This window comes from Xanthomonas arboricola pv. juglandis (assembly GCF_905367715.1).
Lineage (GTDB): Bacteria > Pseudomonadota > Gammaproteobacteria > Xanthomonadales > Xanthomonadaceae > Xanthomonas > Xanthomonas arboricola.
In genome coordinates, this window is the sequence record NZ_HG999362.1 from 1,153,191 (window position 1) to 1,169,548 (window position 16,358).

16 protein-coding genes are annotated in these 16,358 nt (G+C 67.8%); 9 read left to right on the forward strand and 7 right to left on the reverse strand.

The features are described 5' to 3' along the window. Positions 1-28 precede the first annotated feature (28 nt). Positions 29-892, reverse strand: a complete 864-nt coding sequence (locus KHN93_RS04840) for an alpha/beta hydrolase (RefSeq protein WP_212579210.1) — start codon at positions 890-892, stop codon at positions 29-31. Positions 893-1,028: 136 nt separating this feature from the next. Between KHN93_RS04840 and KHN93_RS04845 the strand changes: the two genes are divergently transcribed. Both KHN93_RS04845 and KHN93_RS04850 read left to right on the forward strand, forming a co-directional pair. After that, complete coding sequence (locus tag KHN93_RS04845) at positions 1,029-1,625, forward strand: TetR/AcrR family transcriptional regulator (RefSeq protein WP_212579211.1); 597 nt, start codon at positions 1,029-1,031, stop codon at positions 1,623-1,625. A gap of 60 nt (positions 1,626-1,685) precedes the next feature. Further along, positions 1,686-2,777 carry an NAD(P) transhydrogenase subunit alpha gene (locus tag KHN93_RS04850; RefSeq protein WP_212579212.1) on the forward strand — a complete coding sequence of 364 codons (1,092 nt, stop codon included), beginning with the start codon at positions 1,686-1,688 and terminating at the stop codon, positions 2,775-2,777. Between the two features lie 213 nt (positions 2,778-2,990). Here the strand turns inward: KHN93_RS04850 and KHN93_RS04855 are convergent, their stop codons facing one another. Genes KHN93_RS04855 through KHN93_RS04865 form a run of 3 tightly spaced genes read right to left on the reverse strand, consistent with a single transcriptional unit; the run spans position 2,991 to position 4,392 of the window. Then, positions 2,991-3,482 carry a DUF3106 domain-containing protein gene (locus KHN93_RS04855; protein WP_039810786.1) on the reverse strand — a complete coding sequence of 164 codons (492 nt, stop codon included), beginning with the start codon at positions 3,480-3,482 and terminating at the stop codon, positions 2,991-2,993. 5 nt (positions 3,483-3,487) lie between these two features. Then, a complete protein-coding gene (locus tag KHN93_RS04860; RefSeq protein WP_212579213.1) occupies positions 3,488-3,832 on the reverse strand; it encodes a hypothetical protein in 345 nt (114 codons plus the stop codon). Beyond that, positions 3,829-4,392 carry an RNA polymerase sigma factor gene (locus tag KHN93_RS04865; protein WP_016900713.1) on the reverse strand — a complete coding sequence of 188 codons (564 nt, stop codon included), beginning with the start codon at positions 4,390-4,392 and terminating at the stop codon, positions 3,829-3,831. The genes KHN93_RS04860 and KHN93_RS04865 overlap by 4 nt, the downstream gene beginning before the upstream one ends. Before the next feature lie 123 nt (positions 4,393-4,515). On the opposite strand from KHN93_RS04865, the gene KHN93_RS04870 reads away from it, so the two are divergent. Together KHN93_RS04870 and KHN93_RS04875 are read left to right on the forward strand one after the other, a co-directional pair. Beyond that, positions 4,516-4,821 carry an NAD(P) transhydrogenase subunit alpha part 2 gene (locus KHN93_RS04870; protein ID WP_024940817.1) on the forward strand — a complete coding sequence of 102 codons (306 nt, stop codon included), beginning with the start codon at positions 4,516-4,518 and terminating at the stop codon, positions 4,819-4,821. Beyond that, on the forward strand, positions 4,818-6,275 hold the full coding sequence (locus KHN93_RS04875; RefSeq protein WP_212579214.1) for an NAD(P)(+) transhydrogenase (Re/Si-specific) subunit beta: 1,458 nt from the start codon (positions 4,818-4,820) through the stop codon (positions 6,273-6,275). The genes KHN93_RS04870 and KHN93_RS04875 overlap by 4 nt, the downstream gene beginning before the upstream one ends. A gap of 805 nt (positions 6,276-7,080) precedes the next feature. Here the strand turns inward: KHN93_RS04875 and KHN93_RS04880 are convergent. Continuing rightward, positions 7,081-7,500: a hypothetical protein gene (locus tag KHN93_RS04880; RefSeq protein WP_102254755.1), complete on the reverse strand. Its 420-nt coding sequence runs from the start codon at positions 7,498-7,500 to the stop codon at positions 7,081-7,083. Positions 7,501-7,674: 174 nt separating this feature from the next. Between KHN93_RS04880 and sufT the strand changes: the two genes are divergently transcribed. From sufT to KHN93_RS04905, 5 genes are all read left to right on the forward strand, one after another. After that, positions 7,675-8,229, forward strand: a complete 555-nt coding sequence (gene sufT / locus KHN93_RS04885; protein ID WP_016900709.1) for a putative Fe-S cluster assembly protein SufT — start codon at positions 7,675-7,677, stop codon at positions 8,227-8,229. Between the two features lie 64 nt (positions 8,230-8,293). Beyond that, positions 8,294-9,379 (forward strand): branched-chain amino acid aminotransferase, encoded by a 1,086-nt coding sequence (locus tag KHN93_RS04890; RefSeq protein ID WP_212579215.1) that lies wholly within the window; start codon positions 8,294-8,296, stop codon positions 9,377-9,379. Between the two features lie 315 nt (positions 9,380-9,694). Next, on the forward strand, positions 9,695-11,440 hold the full coding sequence (locus tag KHN93_RS04895; RefSeq protein WP_212579216.1) for a S8 family peptidase: 1,746 nt from the start codon (positions 9,695-9,697) through the stop codon (positions 11,438-11,440). Positions 11,441-11,701: 261 nt separating this feature from the next. Beyond that, positions 11,702-13,111: a S8 family peptidase gene (locus KHN93_RS04900; protein WP_212579217.1), complete on the forward strand. Its 1,410-nt coding sequence runs from the start codon at positions 11,702-11,704 to the stop codon at positions 13,109-13,111. 363 nt (positions 13,112-13,474) lie between these two features. Further along, the gene (locus KHN93_RS04905) at positions 13,475-15,172 is read left to right on the forward strand and encodes a S8 family peptidase (RefSeq protein ID WP_212579218.1); all 1,698 of its coding nucleotides are present in this window, start codon (positions 13,475-13,477) and stop codon (positions 15,170-15,172) included. A 202-nt stretch (positions 15,173-15,374) separates the two neighbouring features. On the opposite strand, the gene ybaK is transcribed toward KHN93_RS04905, so the two are convergent. Beyond that, a complete protein-coding gene (gene ybaK / locus KHN93_RS04910; protein WP_212579219.1) occupies positions 15,375-15,848 on the reverse strand; it encodes a Cys-tRNA(Pro) deacylase in 474 nt (157 codons plus the stop codon). Positions 15,849-15,852: 4 nt separating this feature from the next. Next, complete coding sequence (locus KHN93_RS04915; protein ID WP_016900703.1) at positions 15,853-16,338, reverse strand: asparaginase domain-containing protein; 486 nt, start codon at positions 16,336-16,338, stop codon at positions 15,853-15,855. Positions 16,339-16,358 lie beyond the last annotated feature (20 nt).

Sequence of the window (16,358 nt, forward strand, 5' to 3'; positions counted from 1 at the left end):
GCGATGCGCTTGCCGCATCGCGGTACGGTCAGGCGCGCGCCGGGCCGATAAAGTCCAGCGCCGCTTCGATGACCGAGGCATGGTCGACCATGCGGTTGTGGCCCAGGCCTTCGGTGGTCAGCAATTGCGCCTGCGGCCACAGCGCCGCAAAACGCTCGCCTTCGTCCCAGGGTGTCTCGCGGTCGCGGCGGTCGTGGATGATCAGGGCCGGGCGCTGGAAACGCGGCAGATGCGGGGACGCATCGAAATCGGCAAAGCGTTTGCCGGTGATGGTGTGCAGCAGGTTCTCGAACGGAACGAAGGTCTTGGCCGCGATGCCGAAGGCGCGGAACTGGCGGTGCGCGGCGTCGGCCGGCGCCAGCAATGGCGCGATCAGCACGTAGCGCTCCGGCTGCCAGGCCGCTTCATCGGCGAACACGACCGATGCCGAACCCAGCGAGTGGCCGATGAAGGCCGCCGGCCGGCCGAAGCGCCGCCCGATCCGCCGCAGCACCTCGACAAAGTGCGGCATGTAGCTGATGCGCCCACCGCTCAAGCCGTGCCCGGCCTGGTCGAAGGCCACCACCGCATAGCCCAGCGCCTGCAGCCGTGGCACCCAGGCGGCAAAGCGCAGGCCATAGCTGGACCAGCCGTGGGAGAGCAGCACATACGGTTGCTGCGCCGGGTCGCCCCAGACATACACCGCGATCTCAATGCCATCGATGGACAGGCTGTCGCGGCCCACGTCGGACAGCGTGGCCAGGGTGGATGCGGCATGCCGGCGTGATGCCGCATCCGGCGTCACGAAGCGGCGCGCCAGCAGGCGGCCGGTCGGGCCGGGGGCCAGGCGGCTGGCCAACCCGAACAGCGTGCGGGTCAGGCGCATGCGCCAGCGGGAGGATGCCTTAGCCATGGGAACACTCGCTGGGGGAAGGGCTGCATCCGCCGCCAAATCTTGACGCTGGCAAGATGCGGGGCGAGTCTGCACCGCCAATCTTGTCAGCGTCAAGATTCCCTGCTCCAATGACATCCCGATTTGCGAAGCCGCCATGTCCCACGCGCCCAGGTCAGCGACGTATCACCACGGCGATCTGCCCGCGGCCCTGCGCCGCGCGGCCTGGGAGATCGTCGGCGAATCGGGTCCGCGCGGGCTGAGCCTGCGCGAGTGCGCCCGCCGTGCGGGCGTTTCGCACGCCGCACCGGCACATCACTTCGGCTCGCTGGAAGGTTTGGTGGTGGAACTGGTTGCAGACGGGTACGAACGCATGGTCGAGTGGATCGTGCAGGCCCAGCGCGAGGTCGACCCACTGCTGGGTGGCGGCCTGGGCTATATCCGGTTCGCCATCGCCTACCCGCAGCAGTTTCGCCTGATGCAGAGCCTGGAGCCGCAGCAACGCAGCCTGACGCGCCTGCTGGCGGCCACCGATGCGGCAATGGCCTGCCTGCGCGATGCCTTAAATGCGGCCTGGCTGGCCCGGCATGGCAGTGCGCCGGATGCGCACCTGCTGCATCAACGGGTGTTGCTGGCCTGGAGCGCGGCACATGGCTATGCATGTCTGGCCATCGACCACCGCACCGAAGCGGTGGCGCTGGCACCGCCCGAGCAGTTGCTCGCCCCGATGCTGCCGGCCTTGCTGACGCCCTGAGCGTGGCTGCCGCGCTCTGCTAGCATCGCCGCGACGACAGGCGCGCGAGCGGAGCAAGCCATGGCTGTGCAGGTGCTGGTGCTGAAAGAACACGCGGCAGGCGAGCGCCGTGTCGCCGCCACGCCGGAAACGGTCAGGAAACTGGTCGCGCTCGGCGCCAGCGTGTGGATCGAGCCAGGCGCCGGCTGTGCCAGCAGCATGGCCGACGCGGCGTATCTGCAGGCCGGGGCGCAGCTCGCCACTGCAGACACACTGGCCCAGGCCGAGGTGCTGCTGAGCGTGCAGGCACCGCCCACCGAGCTGCTGCAGCAATGCAGGCCCCACACCGTGCTGATCGGCATGCTGGCGCCGGACGCCGACCCGGCACGTGCGCAGGCGATTGCCACCGGTGCGCTAGTCGCGTTTCCGCTGGAGCGCCTGCCGCGCACCACACGTGCGCAATCGATGGACGTCTTGAGTTCGCAGGCCGGCATGGCCGGCTACAAGGCCGTGTTGATCGCCGCGCAGCTGGCGCCGCGTTTCTTTCCGATGCTGACCACCGCCGCCGGCACCATGCGCCCGTGCAAGGTGCTGGTGATCGGTGCGGGCGTGGCCGGGCTGCAGGCGATCGCCACCGCCAAACGGCTGGGCGCGCAGGTCGAAGGCTTCGACGTGCGCCCGGAAACGCGCGAGCAGATCGCCTCGCTGGGCGCGCGCTTCCTGGATCTGGGCGTGAGCGCGGCCGGCGAGGGCGGTTATGCGCGCCAGCTCACCGACGACGAACGCGCCGAACAGCAACGCCGGCTGGCCGAACACCTCAAGAGCGTGGACGTGGTGGTCTGCACCGCCGCCGTGCCCGGCCGGCCGGCGCCCAAGATCCTGAGCATGGAGATGCTGCACGGCATGCGCGCCGGCAGCGTGATCGTCGATCTGGCCGCGGAAACCGGCGGCAATTGCGCCGCTACCCGGCCCGGCGACACCTATGAGCGCGACGGCGTGGTGATCGCCGGCCCGCTCAATCTGGCCAGCCAGGGCGCGGTGCACGCCAGTGAGATGTTCGCGCGTAATGTCTATGCGTTCGCCGCATTGCTGATCAAGGATGGCGCGTTGTCGTTCGACTGGGACGACGAACTGCTGGCCAAGACACGCTGGTCGGCGCCAGCGACTGCGTAGCCCCGCCGAGCCCATGCGCCTTGCGTGTTGGCGGGTAGGAGCGCGCTGGCGCGCGATGGCGTTTTATCGGTAACGCTGCGTCGCGCGATGGCGCTTTATCTGTAATGCTCCATCGCGCGCTAGCGCGCTCCTACGGTGGCCGCGCGCATGTCCGCCTGTGACCGGGATGCGCGCGTGCGCTGGCGGGTCGCACTCGCCGCGGCAGCGCTTCCGTCAATCGTCGGTGGGCGGATGCTCGCGCAGCCAGGTGCTGCGCTCGGCCGGGCTCATCTTCTGCCAGCGTTGCTGCAGCTCATTGCGTTGTTGCTGGTTGAGCGTGCGCATGCGTTCGAACAAGGCCTTGGCCTCGCGGCGTTGCTCCGGGCTCATGTTGCGGAAGCGGTCCATGCCGGCCTTGGCCTGTTTGCGCTGCTCCGGAGTCATGTCCAGCCAGCGGCGCGCATGGCGGTACATGCGCGGGCGTTCTTCCGGCACATCGTTCCAGCGTTCGCGCAGCGCATCGATCAGCACCTGCCGCTGCTGCTGGGTGAGCTTGTCCCACTCGGGCATCGGCGTGTCTGCCTCGCGCGGTCCGGGTCCTCGCGGGCCGGGGCCATCCGGCGGCGGCGGTCCCGGCGGTCCGGGGGAATGGGCCTGGGCCAGCAGGGACGCGCAGGGCGCGGCGCACAGCAGCAGGGTCAACAACAGGCGGGTGGTGCGGGTCATCGTGCTTATTCCATGGCCAGGGCGGTATCGGACCCCAGCCAGACGTACAGGTCCGGGTTCTGGGTCAGCATGTCGTCGGTATCGGTGGTGGTGCCGGCGACCACCTGGGTCGGAGCGCGGTCCGGCGAGGTGCTCTCGCCCGGACGCAGCTGCAGGCCGATGCCGACCGCCAGCAGGCCGGAACACGCGGTCGCCAGCAACCAGTAGCCGCGCCGGGGGCGCGTGGGAGCGGTCGCGTGACGGGCCTGGCGCAGGCGCGCCAGGGTCTGCGGCGGCAGGCTGGTCAGTGCGGAGGCGTGCAGCTGGCGCAGGTGCGCATCCAGCTGGGCCGGGTCGTGGGAGCGGTTCACAGGAAATCCTCGAACTGTTTTTGCAACGCGTCGCGCGCACGCGACAGATGGGTTTTGACCGAGCCTTCCGAGCAGCCCATCGCCTTGGCGGTGGTGGCCACGTCCAGGTCTTCCAGCACGCGCAGCGTGAACGCTTCGCGCTGGCGCGCCGGCAGGTTGCGCAAGGCCTCGACCAGCCGTTGGTAGGCCTGCTGATGCTGTTGTTCGTCCACCGGGCCGGTGCCGGGGTCGGCCCAGTCGATGGTGCCTTCGTCGTCGGCGCGTTCGGCCGGCGCCCAGAACTTCAGGCGAAAGCTGCGCCGGCGCTGCAGGTCGATGATGCGGCTGCGCAGGATGCTCCAGAACAACGGCGTCCATTCGGTGGCCGGGCGCTCGCGATAGCCGAGCAGCTTCACCATGGCGTCCTGCACGGCGTCCAGCGCATCTTCGCGGTGACGCAGGCCGGCCTCGGCAAAGCGGAACGCACGCGGGCCGATGCCGGCCAGGAAGGCGTCCAGCGAAACCGGCGCGGTGGCGGCCGGTGCGGCAGGTTGCGGATCGAAAGGGGTTCCCACCAGCACAGCGTAGCTTCCGCGGAGACGATACGACGTCAACGGGCGAGTGCCGATTCGGTTGACACGCGCCCGGGCGCGCACGGCCTGGGTATGATCGGCGGGCCGCACCGGCCAGTGGAGCGAACGACGATGAGCGACGGATTCGTAGCGCTGTACATCTTCATGCTGGCGGCCATCGCCGGCCACGTGATCATCTCGCGGGTGCCGGTGATCCTGCATACCCCGCTGATGTCCGGCTCCAACTTCATTCACGGCATCGTGCTGATCGGCGCGATGGTGGTGCTGGGGCATGCCGATACCACGCTGGAAAAGGCGCTGGGATTTGTCGCAGTGGTGCTGGGTGCGGGCAACGCGGCCGGTGGTTACGTGGTGACCGAGCGGATGCTGGACATGTTCAAGTCCAGCAAGAAGCCGTCGGGCGGGGACGCGCCATGAACGTCTCCACCGCCGAGCTGCTGGCATGGCTGGTGAAGTCCAGCTATCTGGTCGCGGCGACCTTGTTCCTGCTCGGGCTGCAGCGCATGGCGTCGCCGCTGACCGCGCGCAGCGGCATCCGCTGGGCCGGGCTGGGCATGCTGATCGCCACGGTGGCGACATTCTTCCTGCCCGAGCTGCATAACGTGCCGCTCATCCTGGCCGCGCTGGTGATCGGTACCGGCGTGGCGTGGTGGTCGGCCAGGAAGGTCGCCATCACCGACATGCCGCAGATGGTGGCCTTGTACAACGGCATGGGCGGCGGCTCGGCGGCGGCGATCGGGGCGGTGGAGTTGCTGCGCTTTGCCTTCTTCGCCAACCGCGACACCACCCACTGGAGCGCCCAGGCGATCGCCGAACTGGCGGCGCGGCGGCCGGACACCACCACGGTGGTGCTGGCGGTGGTCGGCTCGGCGATCGGCGCGGTGTCGCTGTCCGGGTCGATCGTGGCCTGGGCCAAGCTGGATGGCCGGCTCGACCGTCGGGTGACCTTCGCGGGCCAGCAGGCCTTCAATCTGCTGGTGGCATTGGCGGTGCTGGCGCTCGGCATCTGGGCGGCCAGCAGCCTGCAGCCGCTGGCGATCATCGCCTTCTTCGTGGCGGCGCTGGCGCTTGGCGTGTTGATGACGCTGCCGATCGGCGGTGCCGACATGCCGGTGGTGATCTCGCTGTACAACGCATTCACCGGCCTGGCGGTGGCTTTCGAAGGCTATGTGCTGGGCAACGAGTCGCTGATCATCGCCGGCATGATGGTCGGCGCGGCCGGCATCCTGCTGACGCGCCTGATGGCCAAGGCGATGAACCGGCCGATCAGCGGGGTGCTGTTTTCCAACTTCGGTGGCGGCGGGCAGGCGCAGGAGATCGCCGGCGCGCAGAAGCCCATCGAGGCAGGTGATGTGGCGGCGATGATGGCGTTTGCCGAGCGGGTGGTGATCGTGCCCGGCTACGGCATGGCGGTGGCACAGGCGCAGCACAAGATCTGGGAGCTGGCGCAGCGGCTGATCGCGCGCGGGGTCAAGGTGAAGTTCGCAATCCACCCGGTTGCCGGGCGCATGCCCGGGCACATGAACGTGCTGCTGGCCGAAGCCGGCGTGCCCTACGACCTGATCGCCGACATGGACGACATCAACCCCGAGTTCGCCAGCACCGACGTGTCGCTGGTGATCGGCGCCAACGACGTGGTCAACCCGGTGGCCAGGACCGATCCGGCCAGCCCGATCTACGGCATGCCGATCCTGGACGTGGTCAATTCGAAGAACACGGTAGTGATCAAGCGCGGCAAGGGCACCGGCTTTGCCGGGATCGAGAATGCGCTGTTCTACGCCGACAACACCCGCATGCTGTACGGCGATGGCGCGGAAGCGGCCGGCGCGCTGGTCAGCGAGCTGAAGGCGCTGGACGGGGGCGGGCACTGAGAGGTTGTGCGGCTGACTAGGCGGATGAATTTGCGAAGCTGCTTGGTCGAGGGGGCGGTGTTCTCGCTGCCAGTTCCTTGCAGCTGAGCCGCAGATCGGCTGGTTCACGAACGCTCTATCCGCACCATCCGGCCAGTCTTATCAGCCAGCCCGAAACAAGCCGCCGAGCTTTTGAGTCACAGCAGTGCTTAGTGACAGTCAAACGCTCAGCTAGTCGAGTGCGCGGTGCCCTTACCGCTTGCGGGACACGCCGTGAATCCGTCCATGGAGGCCCCTTGGCGGCATCCATGCCGCCAAGGGGCCCGCAATCGGCAAGAACACCGCACCAGGAAGTTGGTCGGTGGTCAGTTGCACAACTGCTTTAGGTTGCGTTTTGCAGTGGGACGCTGAAAAGTTTGTAGATTGCTTTGTTGAGCCGCTGCCGGTTACTCGGCTTGCGCTTGGGAAGCCGATGGAACGCACGGTGATCTGGACAACGCACACCATGCATTGCTTGCACCAGCGCACCGACCATCTCGCTTGGTCCTTGCCGGCCCATCGTCGCGGGACCTTACGCGGCATGGATGCAGCGTAAGAGCCTACATGGACGTACTTGCGGCGTGTCCTGCGAGGGTGGGCGGGCAAGGGCCCTGCAGCAAACTCACAGCGTCGAGGGCCCCACAGCCAAGCCGCAGAGCTCCCCGAATATCGCTGCGTCAGGAATATAAAGCGCCAGCGCTAAGCAGGAGCGGCGTGGCTTGCGCTGTGCAGATGAAGCATCAGCTTCAACGGATGCCTAGTGGCAGCCATTGCGAACGCGTCCGACTCAGCGCGCCGCCCACCACGCCAGGACCAGCGCGGCGGCATAGCACAGCAGGTCGAAGCCGTTGTTGGCCAGTTGCAGCAGGGTCCAGGCCAGCCCGGTGCCCATCTTCTGTGCCGAGGTCCACGGGTCGAGGCCCAGTGCGTTGCCCAGCTGCGCCGAGGCGATGCCCCAGTTGGCGCCGACGATGATCAGCGCGGTCGCCACGACCGCGATGCCGATGCGCAAGGGACCGGCGCCCAGCGTGCCCAGGCGCAGCATCCAGACGATTTCCAGCGCCACCAGCACCGCCATCCAGCCGGCCTGGTTGCCCAGCGCGAGCGCGATCAGCATCCAGGCAATCAGGGCGGTGACGCATCCCAGCAGCAGGAGCGGGGGCCAGAGCCAGTGGGCGGTTCTGGCGGACGCGGTGGTAGGCGGCATTGGAGCTCCTGACAGTGCGCACATGATAAAGCGCGCGATGTACTTTGCGCGGTGATGGACGCGCCGATGGAATGCAGCGTCGTCGCTGGCTCCATCCCGCAACGACAGCGGCCTTGCCGTGGTCGGCTAGAATGGCGGACTTGCGCGCATCCGCCGCGGCCCCATATCCAGCCCATGTACTCCCGTAGCAGCGAACCCGTCCAGTTCGAACGCGATTGCGATGCCGTCATGGTGCCGCAGGGCGATTCGGTGACCCTGCCCGCAGGCAGTTACGGCTATATCACCCAGGCGCTGGGTGGCAGCTACACGGTCTTTGTCGAAGGCAACCTGTTCCGCATTGCCGGCAAGGATGGCGATGCGATCGGCAAGGAGGCCCCGCCGGGGCTGGAACTACCCGCCGATGCCAGCGACGAAGAGGTGGAGGCACTGGTGTGGCAGCAGCTGCGCACCTGTTTCGACCCCGAGATCCCGTTCAACATTGTCGATCTGGGCTTGGTCTACGAGGCGGTGGTCAGCCATCGCGAGGAAGACGATCAGCGCCGGGTGGACGTCAAGATGACCCTCACCGCGCCCGGTTGCGGCATGGGCGAGATCCTGGTCGACGACGTGCGCAGCAAGGTCGAGATGATCCCGACCATTGCCGAAGCCGACGTCGAGCTGGTCTTCGACCCGCCGTGGGGCCGGCATATGATGTCCGAAGCAGCCCGTCTCGAGACCGGCATGCTCTGATCGTCAGGCGCCATGTCCAAGAGGTGGCGCCGCGTCCTTTCGCCTGCCATACAGGAATCTTCCGGTGTCCGTGTCCTTCGCTTCCACCCGTTCCCCGTCGCCGCGCAGTGCCGACGAGCTGTCCGTGATCCTGGCCGCGCCCGGCTTCGGGCTGCATTTCACCGACCACATGGTCGCCATTTCCTGGACCAACGAGCTCGGTTGGCATGACGCGCAGGTACGCGCATATGGCCCGCTGCAACTGGATCCGGCCGCTTCGGTGCTGCATTACGGCCAGGAGATCTTCGAAGGCATCAAGGCCTACCGGCATGCCGACGGCTCGATCTGGACCTTCCGCCCGCAGGCCAATGGCGAGCGGCTACAGCGCTCGGCGCGCCGGCTGGCGCTGCCGGAACTGCCGGTGGACCTGTTCGTCGAATCGCTGCGCCAGCTGGTGGCGGTGGATGCGAGCTGGGTGCCGTCGGCCCCGGAAACCAGCCTGTATTTCCGCCCGTTCATGATCGCCGACGAGGCATTCCTGGGCGTGCGTGCGGCGCACAAGGCCTCGTACTACGTCATTGCAAGTCCCGCCGGTCCGTATTTCGCCAAGGGCGTGGCGCCGGTGTCGATCTGGTTGTCCACCGAGTACGCACGTGCGGCCAAGGGCGGCACCGGCGCAGCCAAGTGCGGCGGCAACTACGCCGCTTCGCTGCTGCCGCAGCAGAAGGCCTATGCGCAGGGCTGCTCGCAGGTGCTGTTCCTGGACCCGGTGGAAGGCAAGTACATCGAAGAGCTGGGCGGCATGAACGTGTTCCTGGTCTACAAGGACGGCACGCTGGTGACGCCGGAACTGTCCGGCAGCATCCTGGAAGGCATCACCCGCGACAGCATCCTGCAACTGGCCCGCGATCGCGGCATGCAGGTGATCGAACGCAAGGTCGCCATCGACGAGTGGAAGCAGGGAGTGGCGTCGGGCGAGATCACAGAGGTGTTCGCCTGCGGTACCGCTGCCGTGGTCACCCCGATCGGCGAGCTGAAGGGCGAGGGCTTTGCGGTCGGCGACCTGTCCGCCCCGGCCGGCGAGGTGACCATGTCGCTGCGCCAGGAGCTAACCGACATCCAGTACGGGCGCGTCCCGGACCGCCACGGTTGGCTGGTGCGTCTGTCCTGAGCCAAGACATCGCGTCAAAAAAGGCCTCTGCGCGGTCGCGCAGGGGCCTTTTTTTTGGGCGCAGCGCAGCAGGTATGTGGCAATTCATGTCCGAATGTGTCGTCAACTGACTGAACGGTGCCGTACGGTGTCACAAATCTGATATTTAATTTATGGAAAGTGCGAACTTCTTATTGTCCAGTCTGGTTGTAGTGCGGTAGGTTCGCTGAACGGATCGATAACAGGGGATCGGTCCGGGACCTCGGTGCTGACCTATGGAAGGCGGCACCGGCTACCACCGCTCCGGCGGTTCTCTTTGATCTAGAAGGGAATTCGATGTCGAACGAGTCTTTCCGCAAGTGCCCCCGCGCACTGACCATCCTGAGCGCAGCTGCGCTGACCTCGTTGTTGCTGGCAACCCCGGCCTTTGCCGGCGAGGTGTATCTGGATGGCCTGGCCACCGCCCAAACCCACCAGAAATTCATCGTGACCTACAAGGACGGCAGCACCGCGCTGGCCAGTCCAACCGCGCTGAGCACCTCGCTGCGCACCGCCGCGCGCGCTGTTCCGGCCAAGGCCGGCAAGGCGCTGGGCCTGAACTCGGTGCGCCGCCTGGCGCTGGGACCGGAGCTGGTCAAGGCCGACCGCGCACTCGACCGCGCCGAAGCCGAGACCCTGATGCGCCAGCTGGCCTCCGACCCCAACGTGCAGAGCGTGGAAGTCGACCAGATCCTGCACGCCACGCTGACCCCGAACGACACCCGCCTGTCCGAGCAGTGGGCCTTCGGCACCACCAATGCCGGCCTCAATATCCGTCCGGCCTGGGACAAGGCCACCGGCGCCAATGTGGTGGTGGCGGTGATCGACACCGGCATCACCACCCATGCCGATCTCAACGCCAACATCCTGCCGGGCTACGACTTCATCAGCGATGCCACCACGGCGCGCGATGGCAACGGGCGCGACAGCAATCCTGTCGACGAAGGCGACTGGTACGCTGCCAATGAGTGCGGCACCGGCATTCCCGCCGCCAATTCCAGCTGGCACGGCACCCACGTGGCCGGCACGGTGGCCGCGGTGACCAACAACACCACCGGCGTGGCGGGCACGGCCTACAACGCCAAGGTCGTGCCGGTGCGCGTACTCGGCAAGTGCGGCGGCTCGCTGTCGGATATCGCCGACGCCATCATCTGGGCCTCCGGCGGCAGCGTCAGCGGCATTCCCGCCAACGCCAATCCGGCCGAAGTGATCAACATGTCGCTCGGCGGCGGCGGTACCTGCTCGACCACCATGCAGAATGCGATCAGCGGTGCGGTCTCGCGCGGCACCACGGTGGTGGTGGCGGCAGGCAACGATTCTGCCAACGTGTCCGGTTCGCTGCCGGCCAACTGCGCCAACGTGATCGCGGTGGCAGCCACCACCTCGGCCGGCGCCAAGGCCAGCTATTCCAACTTCGGCACCGGGATCGACGTGTCGGCGCCGGGCTCGGCGATCCTGTCCACGCTCAACAGCGGCACCACCACCCCGGGCAGCGCCAGCTACGCGTCCTACAACGGCACCTCGATGGCGGCGCCGCATGTGGCCGGCGTGGTCGCGCTGGTGCAGTCGGTCGCGCCGAGCGCACTCACCCCGGCTGCCGTGGAAACCCTGTTGAAGAACACCGCACGTGCGTTGCCGGGCGCGTGCTCGGGCGGCTGCGGCGCCGGCATCGTCAATGCCGATGCGGCGGTGACTGCCGCCATCAGTGGCAGCAATGGCGGCGGCGGTGGCGGCACCGGCAACACCCTGACCAACGGCACGCCGGTCACCGGACTGGGCGCGGCCACGGGTGCGGAGCTGAACTACACCATCGCAGTGCCGGCCGGTAGCGGCACGCTGACCGTGGCGATCAGCGGCGGCAGCGGCGATGCAGACCTGTACGTGCGTGCCGGCAGTGCGCCGACCGACACCACCTACACCTGCCGTCCGTACCGCAGCGGCAATGCCGAGACCTGCAGCATCAGCGCGCCGTCTGGCACTTACTACGTGCGCGTCAAGGCGTACAGCACGTTCTCCGGCGTGACCTTGCGCGCCAGCTACTGAGGCACGTCGGCACTGCCTGGCCCCGGCCAGGCAGTGCCGATCCGCTGCAGCAGATCCGCTTCATCCCATCAGTGACGTCTCGCCCACGTCTGCCGCATCGGCAGGCGCCGGCGGTGTGTTGCCGCTCGACCGGAATGGACATCGGTCAGTCGTCTCGCCGGGCGCCCGCGCCCGTGCACTGCCTGACCCGATCCGCAGCACGTGGAGCCGGTTCGGCCATCTCGCCGCAACTGCGGCACCCTCTCAAATAAGGAACGATCGATGTCCAATGTGTCGCAACGTCGTGCGCCCACGCGCGCGCTGGTGGTCCTGGGTGTGTCCGCGCTGACCTCGCTGCTGGCAGTGCCGGCGTTTGCCGGTCAGGTCAATCTTTCCGGGCTGGATTCGCAGCCCACCCTGGACCGCTTCATCGTCAAGTACAGGGACGGTTCCAGCGCCGCGGTGAGCCCGACCTCGCTGCGCGCATCGCTCAATTCGGTTGCCACCGCCGTGCCGGCACGCGCCGGCCGTGCGCTGGGCCTGAATCACGTGCGTCGCACCGCGCTGGGGTCGGAGGTGCTCAAGACCGACCGTGGCCTGGACCGTGCCGAGGCCGAGACGCTGATGCGCCGCATCGCCGCCGACCCGAGCGTGGAGTACGTGGAAGTCGATCAGATCATGTACCCGACGCTGACCCCTAACGACACCCGTCTGTCCGAGCAGTGGGGCTTCGGCACCACCGCCTCGAGCATCAACGTGCGTCCGGCCTGGGATACCGCCACCGGCACCGGCGTGGTGGTGGCGGTGATCGACACCGGCATCACCAGCCACCCGGACCTCAACGCCAACGTGCTGCCGGGCTACGACTTCATCAGCGACGCGGCGCGTGCGCGCGACAATAATGGCCGCGATAACAACCCGGCCGACCAGGGCGACTGGCGCGCAGCCAACCAATGCGGCTCCGGCGTGGCAGCGGCCAACTCCAGCTGGCACGGCACCCACGTGGCCGGCACCATCGCTGCGGTCACCAACAACAGCACCGGTGTGGCCGGAACCGCGTTCAATGCGCGCATCGTGCCGGTGCGTGCGCTGGGCCTGTGCGGCGGCACCACCTCCGACATTGCCGACGCAATCGTGTGGGCATCCGGCGGCACCGTCTCAGGCGTGCCGGCCAATGCCAATCCGGCCGAAGTGATCAACATGTCGCTGGGCGGCAACGGCACCTGCTCGAGCACCTACCAGAACGCCATCAACGGCGCCGTGTCGCGCGGCACCACGGTGGTGGTGGCGGCCGGCAACAGCAATGCCAACGTGGCCAACTTCACCCCGGCCAGCTGTGCCAACGTGATTTCGGTGGCGTCGATCACCTCGGCCGGTGCGCGTTCGAGCTTCTCCAACTTCGGCAGCACCATCGACGTCTCCGGCCCGGGCTCGGCGATCCTGTCCACGCTCAACAGCGGCACCACCACCCCGGGCAGCGCCAGCTACGCCTCCTACAACGGTACCTCGATGGCGGCCCCGCACGTGGCCGGCGTGGTGGCGCTGGTGCAGTCGGCGGCCAGCCGTCCGCTGACCCCGGCGGCGGTGGAAACTTTGTTGAAGAACACCGCGCGTCCGCTGCCGGGCGCCTGCTCGGGCGGCTGCGGTGCCGGCATCGTCAACGCGGCCGGCGCGGTCAGCCAGACCCCGTAAGACGCCTTGCGCTGCCAGCGGCTGAGCCGTTGGCAGCGCTGCGGTCTGCGTGATGCGGTGTGTCTGCAGCACGCTCGATACCCATTGCCCCGCCAGAGTGCGGGGCAATGGCGTTTTGGGGGCGGCGCTGGAGAGTAGGACGGCGCGGTCCTGGTCGCCGCCGGCATCTGACTTCAACCGGCCACCTTAACCAACCCGGTGGTTCGCCACGCCTGGCCAGCGACCCCGGCTCAGGTCCGTCCATACCCGGTCGATAGCGTGGGCAGGTGGGCAGCGACGCCAGTCGGCGCGCCTCACCACGATGCAAGGGCGGCACAGATGTGCCCTCGTTTGCACCACGACATCCCGGGGAGGGGTCGATCCATGCGTTATTTACCGTTCAAGGGGCTGCGCCATGTCGCGCTGGCCTGTGCACTGCTATGCGGCACGGCGCCTGCATTCGCTGGCGACGTCAGCCTGCAGGGGCTGGGGTCGGCGTCCGCCCATCAGCGTTTCATCGTCAGCTACAAGGACAGCAGCGCCGGCGACCGTGGGCGTCTGAGTGGCTCGTTACGCGAGATCGCCCGCGCGGTGCCGGCGCGGCGCGGACGGGCGCTCGGCCTGTCGTCGTCGCGCTGGCTTGGAGTCGGGCCGCAATTGCTGGTGGCCGACCGCGCGCTGGACCGGGTCGATGCGGAAACCCTGATGCGTCGTCTGGCGGCCGACCCGGCGGTCAAGCGGGTGGAAGTGGACATGCTGCTGCGCCCGATGCTGGTGCCCAACGACAGCCGCCTGTCCGAGCAATGGGCGCTGGGGACCACCAGCGCCGGCATCAACGTGCGGCCGGCCTGGGACAAGGCCACCGGCAAGGGCGCGGTGGTGGCAGTGATCGATACCGGCGTGACCGCGCATCCGGAGCTGTCGTCCAATGTGCTGGCCGGCTATGACTTCATCAGCGATGCCTTCATCGCCCGCGACGGCAATGCGCGCGACACCGACGCCACCGATCCGGGCGACTGGGCCGCGGCCAACGAATGCGGCAGCGGTGCGAGCGCGTCCAGCTCAAGCTGGCACGGCACCCATGTGGCCGGCATCGTCGCGGCCGCCGCCAACAATGGTGCCGGTACCGCGGGCGTGGCATTCAATGCCAAGGTGCTGCCGGTGCGCGTGCTGGGCCGTTGCGGCGGCTATCTGTCCGACATCGCCGATGCGATCGTGTGGGCCTCCGGCGGCGCGGTGTCCGGTGTGCCGGCCAACCCCACCCCGGCCAGGGTGATCAATCTGTCGCTGGGCGGCATCGGTTCCTGTTCGACCACCTTGAGCAATGCGATTGCCAGCGCGGTGTCACGCGGGACCAGCGTGGTGGTGGCTGCCGGCAACAGTAATATCGACGTCTCCCAGAGCGTGCCGGCCAATTGTCCGAACGTGATCGCGGTGGCGGCGACCACCTCGGCCGGGGCCAAGGCCAGCTTTTCCAACTTCGGCCAGGGCGTGGATATCGCCGCGCCCGGGCAGGCGATTCTGTCCACGCTCAACAGCGGCAGCACGGCGGCGGGCAGTCCCAGTTACGCGGTCTACAGCGGCACCTCGATGGCGGCGCCGCACGTGGCCGGCGTGGTGGCGTTGATGCAGTCGGTGGCGCTCAATCCGCTCAGCGCGGCCAGCGTCGAAGCGATGCTCAAGAGCACTGCGCGTGCATTGCCGGTGGCGTGTCCGCAGGGGTGCGGGGCAGGGCTGGTCAACGCCGATGGTGCGGTGGCCGCGGTGATCGCCTCGACCACCCTGACCAGCAATGCAGCACGCAACGGCCTGGCCGCAGCCACCGGTGGCTCGCTGTATTACCAGGTAAATGTGCCCGCGGGCACGCGCAGCCTGCGGGTGGTGCTCAGCGGTGGCAGCGGCAATGCCGATCTGTCGCTGCGTGCCGGTGCATTGCCGAGCGATACCGCCTACAACTGCCGCACTGCGGTGGTGGGCAATGCCGACAGCTGCACGCTGAGCGCGCCCGCGCCAGGGGTGTACTACGTGCGGCTCAAGGCCACGCTGGCGTTCTCGGCGGTCACGCTGGTGGCTACGTACTGAGCGTGCGCGGAGTCCTGCGCCGGTGGGGGGCAGGACTTCGGTCTTCCTTGGGGCGTGATCTTGCATCGGCCATATGGCGCTGGCGATGCCTCACGCCGCAGCGGACGCGCGTGACTGCTGCCGCAAGCAAGAGCCACTTTTGGATTTTCCAGATGCCGGCTGGCGCCAGCCGACACGCACGCCGCGCGGTGTGTCGCCGCGGCTAGTCGCAAACACTGCAGGGCCGCGCCTGCAATGCGGCAACGATGCCGTCGCCCGGTAACTCCAGCAGCAAGCCGCGTTGCCCGGCGTTGATCCACAGCGACGGGGCATCCAGCGCGCTGGCTTCGATCAGGACCGGGGCCTGGCGTTGCTGCCCCAGCGGGCTGATGCCGCCGACCTTGTAGCCGGTGCGACGCTCGGCATCGGCCACCTCCATCATGCGCGCCGACTTGCCGTTGCAGGCACTGGCCAGCTTCTTCAGCGACACCCGGCGATCGCACGGGATCACCACGCACACCGCCTGGTCGTCGACCCAGGCCATCAATGTTTTCAGTACCGTGTGCGGCGCCAGTCCCAGGGCATTTGCCGCCTGCACGCCTTTCGCGTCGGCATCGGCCTGGTAAGCGTAGGAGTGCAGCACATAGGCCACGCCGGCGGCATCCAATGCCCTGGTCGCGCGGGTGGCCTTGCTCATGGCGTCAGAGCGATTCGAAGCGGTTGGCGGCGACGTTCTTGCGCACCTTTTCCGGATTCCAGATGCGCCCGTTCATGGCGATGTACACGCCGGCCGGCAGCGACTGCACCGCGCCGACCGCGCAGCCGATGTTGAACTCGGCATCCGAGCCGCGAAAGCGCGCCGGATTGAGCGCGCCGGTCATCACGATGGTCTTGTCGGCGATCGACTGCAGCACCTTGCCGGTTTCCACCATCGAGTCGGTGCCGTGGGTGATCAGCACGTGGCGTGTCGGCTGGGCGGCGATGGTGGCGCGCACCAGTTCGCGGTCGGCGTCGGTGATGTGCAGCGAATCCTTGCGGATGATCGGAATCACCGAGAAGCGGAAGGTCACGCCCAGCTCCTTGAGGATCTGGCCGATCTGCGGGTCGCCGATCTGGTAGTCCGATTTGTCGTCGAAGTAGATCTTGTCGATCGTGCCACCGGTGGTGACGATCAGGAGGTCTTCCATTGCTGCGGGTCCTTCAAACG